This is a genomic window from Actinopolymorpha sp. B9G3, from assembly GCF_040120725.1.
Classification (GTDB): domain Bacteria; phylum Actinomycetota; class Actinomycetes; order Propionibacteriales; family Actinopolymorphaceae; genus Thermasporomyces.
The window spans coordinates 54,614-72,589 of record NZ_JBEEAB010000009.1 but is presented as its reverse complement, the minus strand read 5'-3'; the positions used below and the strand labels follow the sequence as shown (position 1 = coordinate 72,589).

Annotated in this window: 12 protein-coding genes; 3 read left to right on the top strand and 9 right to left on the bottom strand. The window is 69.0% G+C overall.

Annotated features, from left to right (window positions below):
• Window positions 1-81 precede the first annotated feature (81 nt).
• Together ABNF93_RS17160 and ABNF93_RS17155 are read right to left on the bottom strand one after the other, a co-directional pair.
• The gene (locus tag ABNF93_RS17160; protein WP_349329088.1) at window positions 82-1,419 is read right to left on the bottom strand and encodes a nickel pincer cofactor-dependent isomerase, group 22; all 1,338 of its coding nucleotides are present in this window, start codon (window positions 1,417-1,419) and stop codon (window positions 82-84) included.
• 14 nt (window positions 1,420-1,433) lie between these two features.
• On the bottom strand, window positions 1,434-2,987 hold the full coding sequence (locus ABNF93_RS17155) for a UxaA family hydrolase (RefSeq protein ID WP_349329087.1): 1,554 nt from the start codon (window positions 2,985-2,987) through the stop codon (window positions 1,434-1,436).
• Window positions 2,988-3,117: 130 nt separating this feature from the next.
• On the opposite strand from ABNF93_RS17155, the gene ABNF93_RS17150 reads away from it, so the two are divergent.
• Window positions 3,118-3,969, top strand: a complete 852-nt coding sequence (locus tag ABNF93_RS17150) for a FadR/GntR family transcriptional regulator (RefSeq protein WP_349329086.1) — start codon at window positions 3,118-3,120, stop codon at window positions 3,967-3,969.
• A gap of 86 nt (window positions 3,970-4,055) precedes the next feature.
• On the opposite strand, the gene ABNF93_RS17145 is transcribed toward ABNF93_RS17150, so the two are convergent.
• Together ABNF93_RS17145 and ABNF93_RS17140 are read right to left on the bottom strand one after the other, a co-directional pair.
• Entirely contained in the window at window positions 4,056-5,210 is a 1,155-nt protein-coding gene (locus ABNF93_RS17145; protein ID WP_349329085.1) for a glycoside hydrolase family 172 protein, read from the bottom strand.
• A gap of 181 nt (window positions 5,211-5,391) precedes the next feature.
• Window positions 5,392-5,598 (bottom strand): hypothetical protein, encoded by a 207-nt coding sequence (locus tag ABNF93_RS17140; protein ID WP_349329084.1) that lies wholly within the window; start codon window positions 5,596-5,598, stop codon window positions 5,392-5,394.
• A gap of 381 nt (window positions 5,599-5,979) precedes the next feature.
• Between ABNF93_RS17140 and ABNF93_RS17135 the strand changes: the two genes are divergently transcribed.
• Together ABNF93_RS17135 and ABNF93_RS17130 are read left to right on the top strand one after the other, a co-directional pair.
• Complete coding sequence (locus ABNF93_RS17135) at window positions 5,980-6,648, top strand: dienelactone hydrolase family protein (RefSeq protein ID WP_349329083.1); 669 nt, start codon at window positions 5,980-5,982, stop codon at window positions 6,646-6,648.
• 19 nt (window positions 6,649-6,667) lie between these two features.
• Entirely contained in the window at window positions 6,668-6,874 is a 207-nt protein-coding gene (locus ABNF93_RS17130; protein WP_349329082.1) for a DUF3099 domain-containing protein, read from the top strand.
• A 39-nt stretch (window positions 6,875-6,913) separates the two neighbouring features.
• Here the strand turns inward: ABNF93_RS17130 and ABNF93_RS17125 are convergent, their stop codons facing one another.
• The 5 genes from ABNF93_RS17125 to ABNF93_RS17105 form a co-directional block, all read right to left on the bottom strand.
• Complete coding sequence (locus ABNF93_RS17125; RefSeq protein ID WP_349329081.1) at window positions 6,914-7,651, bottom strand: D-Ala-D-Ala carboxypeptidase family metallohydrolase; 738 nt, start codon at window positions 7,649-7,651, stop codon at window positions 6,914-6,916.
• A 201-nt stretch (window positions 7,652-7,852) separates the two neighbouring features.
• A complete protein-coding gene (gene hrpA, locus ABNF93_RS17120; RefSeq protein WP_349329080.1) occupies window positions 7,853-11,842 on the bottom strand; it encodes an ATP-dependent RNA helicase HrpA in 3,990 nt (1,329 codons plus the stop codon).
• 322 nt (window positions 11,843-12,164) lie between these two features.
• On the bottom strand, window positions 12,165-14,897 hold the full coding sequence (locus tag ABNF93_RS17115) for a glycosyl hydrolase 2 galactose-binding domain-containing protein (RefSeq protein ID WP_349329079.1): 2,733 nt from the start codon (window positions 14,895-14,897) through the stop codon (window positions 12,165-12,167).
• On the bottom strand, window positions 14,879-17,056 hold the full coding sequence (locus tag ABNF93_RS17110; protein WP_349329078.1) for an MGH1-like glycoside hydrolase domain-containing protein: 2,178 nt from the start codon (window positions 17,054-17,056) through the stop codon (window positions 14,879-14,881). The genes ABNF93_RS17115 and ABNF93_RS17110 overlap by 19 nt, the downstream gene beginning before the upstream one ends.
• A gap of 3 nt (window positions 17,057-17,059) precedes the next feature.
• Window positions 17,060-17,932, bottom strand: a complete 873-nt coding sequence (locus ABNF93_RS17105) for a carbohydrate ABC transporter permease (RefSeq protein ID WP_349329077.1) — start codon at window positions 17,930-17,932, stop codon at window positions 17,060-17,062.
• Between the last annotated feature and the right edge of the window lie 44 nt (window positions 17,933-17,976).

Below are 17,976 nucleotides of genomic sequence, written 5' to 3'. Positions count from 1 at the left end.
GCCCGAAAATCCTGGATTGTCCGACATCGACGGATGTGCCTGACCACTGCCCGCGAAGCTGTTGCCGTCGCGGGCGGGACTCTACGCCGGCCAGGCGGGCAGCTCACCCTCCGGCGTACACGCGAACGGAACCGGCTCACCGACGATCTCCAACCGCGGATGCGATTCGATCTCGGCCCGCAGGCTCGCCGAGACCAGGAGAGAAACCGTGTCGAGCGTGTCGTGGACCCGGACCAGCCGGACGTTCTCCGGGTCGGGCCGGCCGCACATGAGAATCGCGGCCGCCACCGCGTCGCGGTCGGTGGCCAGGGCGATCGGCAGCTTCGTACGCCGCAGGCCGCCGGTTCCCGACGTCATCGCGTTGACGTAGACGGCGTGCAGGTCGATGTCCTCCAGCACGCGGAACGGGATGAAGTCGGCGAGACCGACGCCGACGGCGTTGCCGTACGACGCCTTGCTGATCGCGTGCACGGTGATGGCGGTGATCCGGGGACCGTCGGGTTCGGCGACGCCGGGGATCCACATCCGGCCGATGACGTTGGTGTCCATGCCGGAGCCCGACTTGTCCTTGCCGAGCTCGTCGACGACCAGCACGTCGAGGTCGTCGAAGGGCAGCCGCCCGAGCAGTTCACCGGCCTCGGCCAGCAGAGCGGTCTCCGCCGGCCCGGCGATGCCGTCGGGGGCGACGAAGGCCACCTTGGCCGTCGTCTCGTGGGCGTTCTCGACGATCGCAAGCCCGCCGAGCACCTTGCCGGTGTCGACGATTCGCCTGGCCACCGCGGGCATCCACCGGGCGAGCCCGGTCGAGCCGTACGCATGAATGCCCTCGGCACCCCGCTGCTTGCCGAGCCCGATCGCGGCGATCTTGCCGAGACCGCTTTCCATCTCGCCGTGGAAGTCGGTGTGCGGCTTGATCCGGTTGACCAGCAGGATCCCGTCGGCCTGGGCGGCATGGGCGTCGAGATGGACTTCCGGCCCGTCCGGTACGCGTCCCAGCACGACCGTGTCCATGGTCGCCCGCAGCGGGACGCCCATCGTCTGCTCGGTGATGCCGTACGACGCGAGGACGGCGAGCTGGCCCTCGGCATTCGCGTCACCGTGTGAACCCATTGCCGGAACGATGAACGGCTCGGCCCCCTGCTCCCGTAACCAGGTGCACGCGGCCTTGACCACGGTGGCGATGTCGTGGATGCCCCGGCTGCCGGCGGTGACGGCGATCCGCATGCCGGCGGCGATCCGAGGACGGAGCGCTTCCAGCTCGCGCCTGGTCGCCGCCGGGACGTCGGCCTCGACGGGCACGTCGTAGTGCTGGCGGACGGGCAGCAGATCCGGCAGGGGCGCCTGCGGTGAGACGTCGCGGATTCGTTCGAACGGGCCGAGGTTGGTGCCTGTGCTGGTCGTTCCACCGCCGTTCGTCACGGCGACCGCCTCCCTCACATCACAGCGCCGAGCTGCCACGGGACGAACTCCTCGTCGCCGTACCCCAGCTCCTCGCTCTTGGTCTTCTCCCCCGACGCGACCCGCAGCACCAGGTCGAAGATCTGCTGCCCGGACTCCGCGACCGAGGCCCCGCCGTCGGCGACGATGCCGCAGTTGAGGTCCATGTCATCGGTCATGCGTTCGTACATCGGGGTGTTGGTGGCGAGCTTCAGCGACGGCGTGGGCTTGCACCCGAACGCCGAGCCGCGCCCGGTCGTGAAGCACAGCACCTGGGAGCCGCCGGCGACCATGCCGGTCGCATTCACCGGGTCGTAGCCGGGGGTGTCCATGAAGACGAGCCCCCGCGCGGTGATCTCCTCGGCGAACTCGACGACGTCGGCGAGGTTGGTCGTGCCACCCTTGGCCGCCGCACCGAGCGACTTCTCCAGGATCGTCGTGAGACCGCCGGCCTTGTTGCCGGGCGAGGGGTTGTTGTCCATGCTGCCGCCGTGCTTGGCGGTGTAGTCCTCCCACCAGCGGATGCGCTCGACCAGCTTCTCGCCGACCTTGTGGCTGACGGCGCGACGAGCCAGCAGATGTTCCGCGCCATAGATTTCCGGGGTCTCGCCGAAGACGGCCGTGCCGCCGTGGGCGACGAGCAGGTCCGCCGCCGCGCCCAGGGCGGGGTTGGCGGTGATGCCGGAGTAGCCGTCGGAGCCGCCGCACTCCATGGCGAGGACGAGCTCGCTCGCGGGGACGGTCTCGCGGGTGACGTTGTTGACGTCGGGGAGCATCTCCTTGATCCGGGCGATGCCTTCGGCGACGGTCTTCTTCGTACCGCCGAGTTCCTGGATCGTCATCGGCACCGTGAGCTTGTGCGCGGGGATCTGCCAGTGCTCGACGAGGGAGGAGACCTGGTTGACCTCGCAGCCGAGGCCGAGGACGAGGAAGCCGGCGAAGTTGGGGTGGTTGGCGTAGCCGGTGAGAGTACGGCGCAGGACCTCGAACCCCTCGCTGCCAGGACCAGCCATGCCGCAGCCTGTGTCGTGGGTGAGGGAGACAACGCCGTCGACCTGCGGGAAGTCGTCGAGCGCGTCGTACTTGAACCGTTCGGCGATCAGCTTGGCCGCGGTCGCCGAGCAGTTGACCGTGGTGAGGATGCCGATGTAGTTGCGGGTCGCCGGGCGGCCGTCGGGGCGGAGGATGCCCTGGAAGGTCGCGCGGGCGTTCTCGGGGACGTACTCGGTCGGGCGCGTGTCGACACCGAAGTCGTAGGCCCGCTCGAACATCTGGAACGCCGTGTTGTGCGTGTGCACGTGCCGGCCAGGTGTGATGGCCGCGCTGGCGAAGCCGATGACCTGGCCGTACTTGCGAACAGGGTCGCCTTCGGCCACTGGAGCGACGGCGACCTTGTGCCCGCGGGGCACGGAGTCGGCGACGTCGAGGGTGCCGCCGCCGGCGAGCGCGTACGGTCCTGGGTCGAGGTCCTGCATCGCGATGACAACGTTGTCGTCGGCATGGAGTCGGAGCGTCAGGTCAGCAAGCGCGGTTGGCGCCGGAACGGCCATGGGTACGCACCCTCCAAGACATCAGATGTTTCAACATCGCGATCGTACCGGGTTTCGGCCCTGTGCCAGGTATCCGTTGCGCGGCTGCCATACTCTGTGGCTCTCGTGTGGGCCACCGGACCGTCCGAAGATGGTCAGGCAAGGTGGCCAGGCTGGGGAGGCGCAGTCCAACATGACCGACCAGAACATCCGCTGGGTGGATCCGCCGCGCACCGGCAGACGCGCGAGTCAGTTCTCCACTGTCAGCCGCACCGGCCTCGCCGACCAACTGGCAGAACGACTGCTGGACGAGATCGTCAGCGGTACCTACCCACCGGAGAGCAGGCTTCCTCCCGAACCCGTGCTGGCCGAGCGAGCCGGGGTGAGCCGGCTGACCCTGCGCGAGGCGATCAAGGATCTGCGCCAGCGCGGTGTCCTGCGGGTTCAGCAGGGGCGGGGCACCTTCGTCAACGCGCCGGCGATGTGGGCACCGTTCGACAGCACCGTGCTCAACGCGCGGGCGACCCTCGAACCCGGCTACGCACTCGCGTACGAGCTCACCGAACTGCGGCGCATCGTCGAGCGCGGCATCGCCGAACTCGCCGCTCTCCGGCGTACCGACGCCGACCTCGAACGCATGACCGTCGCCGTCGAGGCGATGAAGGCCGCGTGGGCCGCCGGCGATCTCGACACGTTCAGCTCCGCCGACGTCGACTTCCACGACGCCTTGCTCCGGGCCGCGGGCAACACGTTCGCGCTGACGCTGTTCCATTCCGTGGACGGTGCGCTGCGTAGTGTCCGCAGGCGTACCGTCGAGGACAACGCCGAGCTGGCCGCTCGGGCGATCGACTTCCACACCAAGATCATGGCCGCCGTACGCCGCAGAGCGGCGCGCGCGGCCGGTGCCCTGATGGACGAGCACCTGCAGGAGACCGAGGACTTCACCGCGAGGTTGGCGGCCGCCTCGGTCCAGCAGGTCGACGCCGGGATCTACGCACCATGACCATGAAAGTCTTGCGGCGCATAGACCCCAGATTTCCTTCATGATCACGATCATGATCACGGGGATAGGCCGGGAGAGGCCGGTGCTCAGCAGATCTCCAGGGTGTCGAGGTCGGGGGTCGCGGGAGCGGCGTACGACGTCTCGCGGCCATACCAGAACGCGGTCGAGGCGATGTCGTCCTGCAGCGGCAGGTACCGCCCACCCGCCCGCCACCCCAGCGCCTGCACGGTGACGCGCAGATCGGCCGCGAAGCGGATCGGGTCGAAGATATGCCAGCGGTACATGCCGAACCGCTGCTGACTCCGGTACAGCCCGTCCGGCGCGATGATCTGGTGCAGTCCGAGGAACGGCGTCGAGAACGCGGTGTATCCCTGACCCGGGACGTCGAAGTTCCAGGCACCGCCGAAGTAGTCCTCGGTCCCGGTACCGCAGATGGTCGGGAACTCGTCGTCCCCGTCGAGGTAGAACTTCAGCTCACCCTCGCCCCACCAGCCGGTGCTGTTGACGCCCCACGCGAGGTAGGTGCCGACGTAGTGGCCGGTGCCCTCGACGCCATCCAGGATCGTGTGGACCTCCGCCGACGGCAGCGGGTTGCTGCGCCGCCACTGGGAGTGGAAGTACGCCAGGTCGTCGCCCTGCTCCGCGAGGGTGTAGTCGACCTGGTAGTAGACGATGACCGGGTCGTCGGCGAGATTCTCCAGGGTGATCCGCGCCGACCGCGCGAACGGCATCGGCCAGTAGCAGTTGAACCCGCCGTTGGGGTTGACCGCGACGGGCAGCGAGCTCAGCTGGGCGAACGCTCCCCATCCCTGGCCGAAGAAGTCGCCCACCGGTACCTCGACGGCCGGGCGCGGGTCGTCATCCCAGTAGAACCGCAGGAGCAGCCGGCGCCAGTTCGACACGTGGGTCGTCAGCCAGATGTGCTGGATCGCTCCGGACCCTTCGATGCCTGCCAGAGTCGCTGTGTCGCCGGCCTCGATCCGGATCGACGGCGAGACCTTCCAGCCGCGGCCGAGATCACGCGCCGCGTTGGCGCCGGTCCCCTCGGTCGCCGCACCGCCGCGGCCCTTCTCACCGGTCGGGTTCTCGGCGCTGATCGAGCGGGTCACCGCGTCGGACACGCGGGCCAGGTCACCGAGCCCGCCGACCAGCCCGCTCGTCGGACCGCCGCCCCGACCACTCCCCTGGCCACCTCCCCGACCGCTGTTCGGACCGCCGGTCATGCCGTCGCCTGCGTTCACGTTCGTACCTCCGGAAATCGATTCCTACGAACGTACCGGTCGGCTGGCCCGCTCCGGGTACACCGGTCATGACCTGTCCCGGACACTGCCAGGCGGTGGTGCGCGACACCGCCAGACGGTCCGTCATCCGCATGGGGAACCGGGATCGCCGACGTCCTCCGACATGCTGGGCCCGATCCGGTCAGGCGAAGTGGGCGGGACAGAAGAAGCCGCCCGAGCTGCCGTCGAAGACCCAGCCCACGTGGTCGGTCAGGTAGACGCGTACCTGGCGCGCCGAGCCCACCCACAACCCGTGGTCACGGGGCCTGAACACGATGCACGCCGCACACTCGTCGCAGTCGACCATCGCGAAGTAACCGGACTGCTCATCGCCACGGATCTGGATCATCGTGCCATCCGCATTGCGAACCTGCTCTTTCCTACGCCCGCGACCGGGTCGGATCGGGTGGATCTGCCAAGCGCCCCAGCTCGAACGAGCCGATCGTACGCCGGCCAGGTTTCGCGCGCGTCACGCCGGTCCGCAGTAGGCCGGCCCGCGGTACGCCGGTCCGCAGTAGGCCGGCCCGCGGTACGCCGGTCAGCAGTACGCCGGTCAGCCACGCCCACAGATCTGCACCATCGGCCGGTCCGCCACGTCCACCCGTCCGCCCGAATCTGTATGCCCCATCGTCGGCGTTGGTTTGCGCGGGCCGCCCTGCGGTAGGAAGTCCAAGGTGGGTCATCAGGTGCGTCGGCGACACCGAGACGTCGAGAGGCTGTGCAGGCGCCGATGAGCGTTCCGGTCACCGTCCCTGCTGGTACCGCGCCCGCGGACGTCGAGCTGCGCGGAGACCTCGTCCTGCCCACCAGTGCCGAGGCGCTCGTCCTGTTCGCCCACGGGTCGGGAAGTTCGCGGCACAGTCCGCGCAACCGGGCAGTCGCTCGTACCCTCTCCGATGCGGGCTTCGCGACGGTCCTCCTCGACCTGTTGACGCCGGACGAGGAGGTGCTCGACCGCCAGACCGCCGAGCTGCGCTTCGACATCGGCCTGCTCGGTAAACGAGTCACCGCTGCCGTTGACCAGCTACGCCGGTGGGAAGAGACGCGTGGCCTGCCGATCGGGATCTTCGGTGCGAGCACAGGCGCCGCCAGCGCGCTGGTGGCCGCGGCGGAACGGCCAGACGACGTGGGCGCGATCGTGTCCCGGGGTGGTCGACCTGACCTCGCTGGTGCCGCGCTGGACCGGGTGCGGGCGCCCACCCTCCTCATCGTCGGCAGCGAGGACCGGCAGGTACTGGGCCTCAACCAGCAGGCGGCCAGGAGGCTGTCGGCGCCCCACGACATCGCCGTTGTCGCCGGAGCCACGCACCTGTTCGAGGAACCCGGTGCGCTGGAACGCGTGGCACAGCTCGCGAGCGAATGGTTCTCGCGGTACCTGCGCCCGGACATGCCCGCCTGACGGTGCGAGCCTTGCCCAGGTGAACGAACAACGGCAGGGGCAGGGACAGCGCGGGCAGCGGCGGCGCCTTTACCTTGCCCTGATGGGCCTCTGCATCGGCCTGTTCCTAATGGCCTGGCTGGTGGTGAGCCGGTTCTCGGTGACTGCGGCGTTCATCCTGTCCGCCGTCGCCGCGTTGATCCCGCCGGCCGCCGCCATCGTGGCCAACAGCCAGCGGGATCGGTGAGGGTTGTCGATCGAGGTCGGGTGGAACGCGGCGCCGGGATCAGACTCCGCAGGTGGGCGCGTCCCACACGAAACCAGACCGGCCGTCCGCGTGGATGTGGTCGTTGTGACCGGGGTAGCCGGGCCCGAACAGGCCGCCGAACCCGTGCGACCTCGCCTGTTGCACGATCCGGCACAGGGAGGCGGAGCCCGAGACGAGGTCGGCCGCGTCGCCGTAGAGGTGCCGGCTGTTCGACGCACCACCCACCGCGCTGTTGCACGCCTCGCTGCGGAAACCTGACGTGACGATCAGCGGGTTGTCACCCAGGGCGTGCCGCAGCGCCTCGAGCTTCCACATCGTGCGTAGTGCGTTGGCACGAGCGGTGGTCGCCGAGACCCGGCCACCGGCCCAGGTGCTGTTGCATTGGTTGAGCTCGGCGTAGGAGAAGTGGATCGGCGTGCAGTCGTTGTCCTGTAGCTCGTAGATCTTCGCGAAGGTCGCCGGGCCGGCCACTCCGTCCGCGGCAAGGCCGTAGGCAGCCTGGAAACGCTGTACCGCCGCCGCGGTCTGCGGACCGTAGGCGCCGTCGAGCGCGATCTGGTTCTGGAATCCGGGCCAACCGGCCACCCGGATCTGCAACTGGGTGACGTCGCTTCCACTCATGCCCTGCTGGAGAGTGCGGTTCCAGGTGTAGCAACCATCGGCGTGTGCGGTCGTCGCCGGTACGCCGACCACGACCGCTGTCGCCAGGACCATCGTCAAGCCCGCGAGTATCCCCATCAGTCGCCGTCGCGCCATCGTGTCTCCTCGAGAGAGTGCGGTCAACGCATGAACAGATACGTACGACAAGCCTGTCGCGTACGCATGGACATCGACCGATCGCCAACCCCCGCAGGTCGGGACTCACCTTCGACGGCGGGCGGTGCGGCGTCAATCGCCATGGCACCTTGATGCCCTTGTTTGCTTGACGGCCCGGGTATGTTCAGCGCCGGGTCAGGGTCAGGACTCGAGCCGGTCGAGGACCTTGCGGATCCGCTTCTCCGAGATCGGGGCGGAGGTCCCGAGCTGCTGGGCGAAGAAGCTCACCCGGAGTTCCTCGAGCATCCAGCGGACCTGCTCGACCCCTTCGATGCGAGAGTCGGGGTCGTCGGCGTCCAGACCTCCGACGAGTTGGTCGTAGGACTGCTGAAGCCGGGCGACCACCTGCGTGTGCTCGAGGTCCCGTTGGGTCTCGGTGGGGACCTTGTCGAGGCGGCGTTCGATGCCCCGCAGGTAGCGGAGGACGTCAGGCAACCGATCCCTGCCGTGTGCGGTGACGAAGCCGGCGAAGACGAGTCCTTCGAGCTGTGACCGCACGTCCGCGACCGCCGGGGCCAGGGCCGGGTTCGTCATGGTGTCGAGGTGGGCGTTCAGCTCGTGCGCGACGCGCAGGATCTCGGCCACCCTGACGATGATGTCGGTCACAGTGTCCTGCAGGTCGGCGCGCACCGTGTCGACCAGCTTGGCGAAACCTTCGGCGTCCCAGGAGGGACCGCCCGCCGCGGAGACCAGGGTGTCGACCGCACAGCCCAGGCAGTCGTCGAACAACGCACCGGCGTCGCCGTGCGGGCTGTGCCCGAGAGCCAGCTTCTGCGCGATGCTCAACCGGGCGAGCACCGGTTTGATGGGGGCTGGGAGCTTCAGCAGGAGCAACCTGCGGGTGCCCGCCACCATCGCGCGACGTTGCGCGGACTCACTTTCGTACAGCCGGATGGCGACGCTGGTCCCCTCGTCAGCGAGCGCGGGATAGGCCTTGACCTCGTAGCCCTGCCGGCGTTGGGCGATGCCGCGCGGGAGCTGGTCGAAGTCCCAGTCGCGCAGGCCGTCGCGTTCGAGGCCGCCGGCGGCCTTTGCCAGCGTCGTCGTCATCTCGTCCCGGAGCTGCCGGCGTAGGGCTTCGAGGTCCTTGCCCTCCGCCAGTGTGCGACCCTTGCCGTCGTCGACGGCGAAGGTCATCTTGAGGTGCTCTGGTACCCGGTCCGGCTGCCAGACGTCGCGTGGCACGATCGTGCCGGACATCGCGCGAAGCTCCCGCCCCAGCGCTTCCTGGAGCGCACCTTGGTACGGCGTGAGGCGCTGCAGAGCCGCCTTCGCGAAGTCGGGCGCGGGCACGAAGATCCGCCGCAGCTGCTTCGGAAGGGCGCGGATCAACGACGTGACGAGTTCCTCGCGAAGCCCGGGAACCTGCCAGCTGAACGACGTCCCGTTGACCTGGTTGAGAACCGGCAGCGGGATGTGGACGGTGACGCCGTCGGCGGCGCTGCCGGGCTCGAACTGGTAGGTCAGCTTGAGCCGAAGGCCGTCGCGGTGCCAGAAGTCCGGGTAGTCGGACTCGCGGACCGCCTCGGCGGCGTCGGTGACGAGCATGGACGTGGAGAAGGTGAGCAGGTCCGGCGTGTCCCTGCGTACCTTCTTCCACCAGCTGTCGAAATGCGCGCCGGACACGACATCGGCGGGGAGGCGTTCGTCGTAGAACGCGAACAGCGTCTCGTCGTCGACCACGATGTCGCGCCGGCGCGCGCGGTTCTCGAGGTCCTCCACCTCGTCCAGCAGCGCGCGGTTCTCGTGGAAGAACGCATGCCGGGTCTCCCATTGGCCCTCGACCAGGGCCTGTCGAATGAAGATCTCGCGGGAGACCACGGGATCGATCCGGCCGTAGTTGACGCGCCGGTTCACCGCGAGGGGTACGCCGTACAGTGTCACGCGTTCGTACGCGAGGACGGCGCTCTGCTTCTTGGACCAGTGCGGTTCGCTGTAGCTGCGCATGACCAGGTGCTGTGCCTGCGCCTCGGCCCATTCGGGCTCGATCTTCGCGACGACCCTGGCCCACAGCCGCGACGTCTCGACGAGCTCGGCCGCCATGACCCACGACGGCGACTTCTTGAACAGCGACGATCCCGGGAAGACCGCGAACCTCGCGCCCCGCGCGCCGAGGTACTCATGCGAGATCCGGCGTCGCGGTGGACGCGTACCGCGCGACGCCCCCTTCTTCCCAGCGTCCTGCTGCTCGCCGTCCTTCACGCCGATCTGTGACAACAGACCCGCCAGCAACGACAGGTGGATCTTCTGGGGCTCCCCCGGCGTGGAGTTGAGGGTGATGTCCGTACCCCGGGTCACCTGCCGGAGCTGGCTCTCGATGTCCTGCCACTCGCGGACGCGGAGGAAGTTGAGGAACTCGGCCTTGCACAGCTTGCGGAACTGGTTCGACGACAGCTCGTCCTGCTTCTCCCGCAGGTACTTCCACAGGTTGAGGTAGGCGAGGAAGTCCGAGTCCTCCGCGACGAACCGGGCGTGCTTCTCCGCCGCCTGCTGCTCCTTGTCGGTGGGGCGTTCGCGCGGGTCCTGGATGGACAGGGCCGCCGCGATGACCATCACCTCGCGGACGCACCCGTTGTCCTGTGCTGCCACGACCATCCGCGCGAACCGGGGATCGAGCGGGAGCTGGGACAGCGTACGCCCGAGCGGGGTGAGCTTCGGGCCCTTGGCCTTCGGGTCGAGCGCCCCGAGTTCCTCCAGCAGCTGGATGCCGGCCCTGATGTTGCGGTGGTCCGGCGGGTCGATGAACGGGAACGCCGCGATGTCGCCCAGCCCCGCCGCCGCCATCGCGAGGATGACCGAGGCGAGGTTCGTCCGGACGATCTCGGGCTCGGTGAACTCCGGGCGGGACTCGAAGTCCTCCTCGGAATAGAGCCGGATGCAGATCCCGTCAGAGGTTCGCCCGCAGCGACCCTTGCGCTGGTTGGCCGACGCCTGCGAGACGGGTTCGATCGGCAGCCGCTGCACCTTCAACCGGTGGCTGTAGCGGGAGATGCGGGCGGTGCCGGGGTCGATGACGTACTTGATGCCCGGCACGGTGAGCGAGGTCTCGGCGACATTGGTCGCGAGCACGATGCGGCGGCCGCCGTGGGACTGGAAGACCCGGTGCTGGTCGGCCGAGGACAGTCGTGCGTACAACGGGAGGATCTCGGTGTGGCGGAGGTTCTGCTTGCTCAGTGCGTCGGCGGTGTCGCGGATCTCCCGTTCGCCGGAGAGGAAGACCAGGATGTCGCCGGGGCCTTCGGCGAGGAGTTCGTCGACCGCGTCGCAGATCGCCTGGATCTGGTCGCGATCGCGGTCCTCGGCGTCGTCGACGACAGGGCGATAGCGCACCTCGACCGGATAGGTACGCCCGGAGACCTCGACGATCGGCACCTCCGCGGCGGATGCACGCTCGGCGGTCTCCAGCTGGAAATGCCGTGCGAAACGCTCGGGATCGATGGTGGCCGAGGTGATGATCACCTTCAGGTCAGGCCGGCGCGGCAGGAGCTGCTTGACGTAGCCCAGGATGAAGTCGATGTTCAGGCTGCGCTCGTGCGCCTCGTCGATGATGAGGGTGTCGTAGTCGCGCAGCAGGCGGTCGTGCTGGATCTCCGCCAACAGGATGCCGTCGGTCATCACCTTGACGAGCGTGTCGTCGCCCACCTTGTCGGTGAACCGGACCTTCCACCCGACGGCTCCGCCGAGTGGGGTGTCGAGCTCTGCGGCGATGCGTTCGGCAACGGTGCGCGCGGCGATCCGGCGCGGCTGCGTGTGACCGATCATGCCGCGTACGCCGCGACCGAGCTCGAGGCAGATCTTCGGCAGCTGAGTGGTCTTGCCCGAGCCGGTCTCACCCGCGACGATCACCACCTGGTGGTCGCGGATCGCGGCCAGGATGTCGTCCTTCTTCTGGCTGACCGGTAGCGCGGCCGGATAGGTGACCGCCGGGACGCCCGCCTGCCGGCCGGCGAGGCGCCGCTCCGCCCTGTCGACATCGGCGACGATCGCGGCCTCGGCCGACTGACGTGCACCGTCGGACCGGATCTTGCGTACGCCGTCGAGCCGGCGCCGCAGGCGATGCTGGTCGCGAAGCATCAGGTCGGGGAGCCGGCTCCGCAGCATCGTGAGCGTGGGCGGCGAGGAAGTATGCATACGGTGGCAAGGATAAGCAATGCCGCCAAGCCGACCCACCCGGTTTTCCGTCACGCGTGCGCGTCTTGCACCGACGGTGGGCGGCTCGCCCGTGAGCGGCTCGCCCGTGAGCGGCGCGGGCCAGGTCAGCTAGGTGAGTAACCACGTCAGCTAGGCGAGTGGCACCCGGGCAAGGCATCGACGCCTCGAAACGCCCCAACAGCCCGGCCAACCAGGCGAGTAACCCGGCCAACCAGGCGAGTAACCCGGCCAACCAGGCGAATGCCGCATCAGCCCACCGATCTCCGTCCCCGGCCAGCTCGGCGCCCGGTCCCGGTCCCGGTCAGCGCATCTGGAGAAAACTGACAAAGCGCGACAGGAGGTACGACGCGGCGGTGTTGCGGGCCAGCCCACGAGGCTGGTCACCGCGCGATCCCTCGAACCGCAACGTGGACACGATCAGCCGGCCCTTGCCCCACGCGATCTCGGTCGCGTAGTCGTGCAGGTGCGCCGTCCGGGCATCGATCCTGCGGAGCAGCGGGCGCATCGGGCCGGCGACACCACACGTGTCGCTCGTGTCGATCGCGAGGTCGGGCGCACATCCGGCGAACTGCAGGTCGGTCCATCCCTCATGAGGAAAGTCGTCCCAGGCTTCGTGCGGCTCGATCACCTTCACCGCCTCACGCCAGAACGGCATCGGGACGAGCGGCAGTGGGCTGTCGCTCGCCTCGTCGGCCAGCAGGATCGCGCGCGCGCCGTTCTCGACCGCATGGGCGAGGTCCGGCGTCCACCGCGTCGCGACCGTGACAGCCTCCGTGGTGAGGGTGTCGGCAACTGCGGGCGCGAGGGCGCGGAGGTCGGCGACCCGCCCGCCAGGGTCGTCCAGGACGACCGGGCCGACCTCTGCCCACGGCGAGTGCGGAAAGAACCAGAACCGCCAGGTGTTCGAGGTCAGCTCACCGCCCACCCAGGCACGGACCCGCAGCGTCGCCTGCCGTGGTGTGCGTACGTCCGGAACCTCGAACGCCGCGACGCACACCTCCCGCACCGTTCCCGGCCTCAGCCGCTCCCCCGGACCATGGGAGCCGGAGGTGAAAGGATCACTGCCGTCGAGCGCGACCGTCCACTCCGCCCATACGGGCGCGGAGTCCCTTCCGTGGTGGGCAAGGACGAGATGCGGGCGTACGACGGCACCGGCCTCGTGGCACCAGGGATCGCCGTACGCCGGCCGGTCGCCACCCGCCCGCCACGTCCGGCGCCGGTCCCAGCCGACACACGCCACCAGGTCGGAGTTGAACGCCCGGAACTCCGCGGGATCGACCTTCAGCTCGCCGAGATCGTCCCAGAGCCCTGCCGTGCTGATCGGGGTGTCGCGCTCGCCGGTGACGACGTAGCCCGACGTGTCGTGCCGGATCCGGACGGCCTCCAACGTGACCTTGCGGTGGAGCAGGGCCTGTTGTCGCGAGATCGCTTCCAGCTCCGCTCCGCGGTCCCAGAAGCCGTTGCGCCGCAGGCGTTCCTCGTGTGCCTGGACGTCGTACTGCCAGCGGGCGCCCTGCGGATTGACCGCGGGGTCGCCGTGTGTCCACCAGGGGCGGTCGGCGGCTACGGCGCCCAGGCGGCGAAGGTCGCGGAACGTGTCGAGGTCGCAGAACTCGCCGAAGAGCCACGGCTTGGCGTCGCGCCATCCTGGTGCGAAGTGCTCGAGTGTCTCGCGGAAGTGCTGGAGCTCGCAGTAGAGATGGTGGTCGTAGAAGTCGGCGTACTCGGTGAGCAGTCCGCCGTACGCCTCCCCCGACCCGCTGTTGTCGCGGACCAGGGCGTCGCGCACGAGCCCCTTCACATGGGCGTAGAGCGGCGCAAGAACATCGTCTCCGATGACGGCACTCAGCTCACAGCCCAACGTGTAGAGGATGACCGACGGATGGTTGCGCGCCATCCGGACCAACCGGTCGGTTTCGGCGGGCAACTGCGTACGAAAGTGTTCGGTCGGATGGGGCAGCCACATGGGTAGCTCGACCCAGACCAGCAGGCCGAGCTCGTCGGCGATGTCGAAGTAGTACGTCGGTGGAAACCACAGGCACAGCTTGACGCCGTTGAATCCCAGCTCCCGTAGGCGTTCGAGGTCCGCGCGGACCCGGTCGCGCGACGGCGCGGCGTGGAGCAGGTCGGGATACAAGCCCCAGGACAGCAGCATCCGCGGATAGAGCGGGTCGCCGTTGAGGCGGAGCTCGCTGCCGTGGGCGGCCAGCTCGCGCAGGCCGACCCGAAGCGTTCGCTCGTCGGACCGGCCGCGGCCGCCGTCGTCGCTGCTGCTCCCGTCTTCGTCGCTGTCGTCACCGTCGCTGCTGTCGTCGTCGTCGCTGCTCCCGTCGTCGGTGTGGGCGGCGATGTGCACCGTGTAGAGCCGCGGATCGTCCGGTGACCAGGGCTGTGGATCGTCCACGCCGATACTGAACACGGCGTCGTGCTCGACCCGGCGTACGACCTCGGAGACGACACCACCCGTCGGATCTGTCAACGTCACCTTGACGGTGGACGCTCCGGACACCTCAGCTGCGATGGTGACCTCGCCCGCCGGAGTCCCCCACGCGGTGACGTCGCCGAACACGACAGGCCCGGTGACGACCACCTCGACGTCCTGCCAGATGCCGCCGTGGACGTGTCCCCAGACGTAGGGCAGAAAGCCGGCGAGGGTCTCCCTGGTCGGATAGCGACCGGGAACCGCCGGCGAGTCAGGCCCCGCCGTGAGGCTGGCGGGTTTCTCGACCCGGACCAGCAGTTCGTGGGTGCCGCCCGCGTCGACCGCCGAGGTGACCTCCACGTCGAACGCGTCCCACATGCCGATGTGTCGCCCGACCTCCTGCCCGTCGACGAAGACCTCGCATGCGTAGCTCACCGCTCCGAAGCGCAGCCAGACCCGATCGCTGGCGGCCAACCCTCCTACGTCGAACGTCGTCCGGTAGTCGAACGGTCCGGGCGCGTCCTTGGCGATCCCCGTGTCCTCCCAGCATCCGGGGACCTCTACTGGGCGGCCGGCCACCTCCCAGGGTCCTGTCAGGACGGCATTGCGCACCCGAGCTCCTCCCAACGCCAGAAGGCCTCCTCACCCCAACGCACCGTCGCAGTTCGGTCGGCGACATCGACGGTGGCGCCGCCACCGTCTTCGTCGGGTCGCAAGGTGAGCACCAGCCGCACACCACGCAAGGTGAGGTTGACGGCATAACGGCGCCCGGGCGTACGCATGCCGATCGGCAGGTTCGGCCGTACGTACAGACCCTCCGACGTCGGGCGCATACCGACCAGGACGCCCAGGAGCAGGTGGGTCGTGAACGCTCCCCAGCCGTACCCTTCGCCACCGCAGCGGCCGGACAGCGGCCAGTACTCACACGCGATTCCAGGCAGGGTGCGCCCGGGCTTGCCTCCGACACCTTCCTGGTGGTCGCGGGCATCCCAGAAGCCGTACGCCCGGTCGACGACAGCTCCCGCGATCCGTGCCGCCGTGTCGTCCTCGTCCACCGCCAGTGCGGCGTCCACGGTGGTCCACGCGAACATCGGCCACACGACGGAGTCGGCGTCACAGGCCCGGATCGCCGGCCGCAGGGCCTCCCTGCGCTCCGCCGCTGCCAACCCGAGCGCGACCGGCGCCAGGAGCATCACGTCGTCGACGCCGGTGAGTCCCGGCTGGTCCGCACCCGTGTCGGTGCGCCAGTCCGCGTACCGGCCGCCGTTCCACAACTGCTCAGTGCGCCGGCCGTAGTCCTCGGCGAGCGCGCTCCAGCGGGCGATGTCCTGGCCGTAGCCCAACTCGACCGCGAACTCCGCCATCGCCAGGGCCGCGTCCGCGAACGCTGCCTGCAGGTCGACCGGACGGGTCGACCAGGTGGGGTGGCCGCCACCAAGCGGCTGCTCGCCGAAGCGTGGCGAGAGGTCCTGACCCGACTCCCAGCTGCACGCGTGGACCAGCCATCCGTCGGTGTCGCGGCGATGGGCGAGCCACCAGTCGAGATAACGGACGAGGTACGGATAGAGCCGCGCGAGCCAGTCGCGGTCGGGCCGCAGCGCCGCGAGTTGGCGGACAACCAGCCACGGATAACCCCACTGCGGACCGGTGCCGCAGACAGAACCGTCCGCCGAGACCATGTTGTACGTACCGTCCTCGCGTGAGCACGGCACGTTGGGCAGTGGTGCGTCGGCGAACGTGCCGAAGAGCAGCTCCTGGGCGAGTTCGGGATCGGCGTAACCGAGGAGCAACGCGTCGATCGCCGCCTCGGCGAGGACGACCCGCGGTGCCTGGATCTGCATCGCGTCCCATGCGTGCCGGTAGATGCCGGCGGGCTGCTTCACCATCATTCGTAGGGTCTCGAGGTCATAGACCAGCCCGCGCCGCCAGTGGTCCGGCCAGTCGCCGTCCAGCGTGGGTGCGTGCGACCAGAACTCCTCGTCGTCGGCCAGCAGGGCCGCCCGACAAGCGTCCTGGGTACGCCGGGCCCGCGACAGGCGCGCCACTGCCTCGTCCTCGGTACGTCCGCGCGCGAGCAGGACGGTGCAGGCAACCGGGGTCGCGGACCGGATCGTGACCACACCGGAGACGCTGACCTGCTCCCCCGCCGCGCCGACGGCCGTCACCCGGTCCGCACTCGCACCGTCGACGTCGCCTTGCACCGCGCCGGTGGCCACGTCCCCCGTGGTCACCGCGAACTCGGCGGCCGCACCGACGACCTCCAGAACGAACGCCTCGCCGTCCTCGAAGCCCTGCAGGACGAGGCGGTCACCGACGCGCCGCGCGACGAGCCCCGACTCGCCCCACCCGTGATCGGCGGCGATCAGCCGGGTGTAGCCGACCTGGACAGAGAGCTGTCGCCGCGGTGCCGCGTGCACCTGCGCACAGAGAACGTCATCGCCGAGTGCGAAGTACTCCGCCTCCATCCGGGCGTTTCCGCTGGTCGCCACGAAGCGGACGACGTTCTTGGAGTGGTACGGCGCGCGGAGGTCGTCGAAGTCCGTGAGGGCGGCCGCCCCGTCGAGAACCAGCCGGAACCCCGCACGATAGGTCTCCCGCCGCCCGCCGTAGGACGTCGCGAGCGCCGGGAAGTGCCACCGGAAACCCACCCCGTTGCTACGCAGCACCCCCTTGGGTGTCAGGCGTCTGGTGTGGCCCGGCAGGTCGAGGTATCCGTGGGGCGTGTAGTCGTCGACGGGCACAGTCCTACGCCCAGGATCCGGTGCGGACATGGCTCAGCCCTTCACCCCGCTCAGTGCGATGCCGGCGACGAAGTACCGCTGGGCGAACAGGTAGACGACCAGCACCGGAAGCAGCACCACCACCGACGCGGCCATCATGAGCGGCCAGTTCGGCTGCTGGAACGCCGACGACGAGGCGTTGAAGTAGGCAAGGCCCAGCTCCAGCGTTCGGTGCTCCTCGTCACGGGACACGAGCAGCGGCCAGAGCAGGTCGTTCCACGTGCCCATGAACGCGAACACCGAGACGGTCGCGAGCGCCGGCTTCGTCAGGGGCAGGAAGATCCGGAAGAACACCGTCCACTCGTTCGCGCCGTCGATCCGGGCCGCGTCCTGGTAGTCGCGTGGGATGGTGAGGAACGCCTGCCGGAGCAGGAAGATCCCGAACGCGCTGGAGATGCCCGGCGCGATCAGGCCGGTGTAGGTGTTGACCCAGCCGAGCTGGAAGACCAGCAGGAACAGCGGGATCATCGTCACCTGGAACGGGATCATCATGGTGGCGAGGAAGAGCACGAAGAACGCCTTGCGGCCGATGAACGAAAGCCGCGCGAACGCATAGGCAGCGGTCGCACAGAACGCCACCTGCCCCACGACCGTGAGTACTGTCACGAGCACCGTGTTGAGGAAGTAGCGCCCGAACGGCACGAGGGTGAAGAGCTGCTGGTAGTTCCGCAGGTCGAAGGTCGTCGGCAGGATCTGCGGCGGATAGGAGAACGCCGTGCCCGGTGGCCGAAGCGACGTCGACACCATCCACAGGAACGGTACGAGCATGCCGGCGGCGATGAAGACGAGCATGGCGTAGAAGAAGACCGTACGCAGCGGCATGAGCGCGTCCCACAGCCGCGCCAGCCCACGCTGCTCACCTGTCACGATGCGTCCTCTCCTGCTCCGTTCCCTCAGGCTCGGTGTCCTCA

What these genes read in the sequence shown, in the direction of transcription:
- ABNF93_RS17155 (WP_349329087.1), bottom strand. Translation starts at nt 2,987, where the DNA reads ATGGCCGTTCCGGCGCCAACCGCGCTTGCTGACCTGACGCTCCGACTC.
- ABNF93_RS17150 (WP_349329086.1), top strand. Translation starts at nt 3,118, where the DNA reads ATGGTCAGGCAAGGTGGCCAGGCTGGGGAGGCGCAGTCCAACATGACC.
- ABNF93_RS17140 (WP_349329084.1), bottom strand. Translation starts at nt 5,598, where the DNA reads ATGATCCAGATCCGTGGCGATGAGCAGTCCGGTTACTTCGCGATGGTC.
- ABNF93_RS17135 (WP_349329083.1), top strand. Translation starts at nt 5,980, where the DNA reads ATGAGCGTTCCGGTCACCGTCCCTGCTGGTACCGCGCCCGCGGACGTC.
- ABNF93_RS17125 (WP_349329081.1), bottom strand. Translation starts at nt 7,651, where the DNA reads ATGGCGCGACGGCGACTGATGGGGATACTCGCGGGCTTGACGATGGTC.
- hrpA (WP_349329080.1), bottom strand. Translation starts at nt 11,842, where the DNA reads ATGCATACTTCCTCGCCGCCCACGCTCACGATGCTGCGGAGCCGGCTC.
- ABNF93_RS17110 (WP_349329078.1), bottom strand. Translation starts at nt 17,056, where the DNA reads ATGTCCGCACCGGATCCTGGGCGTAGGACTGTGCCCGTCGACGACTAC.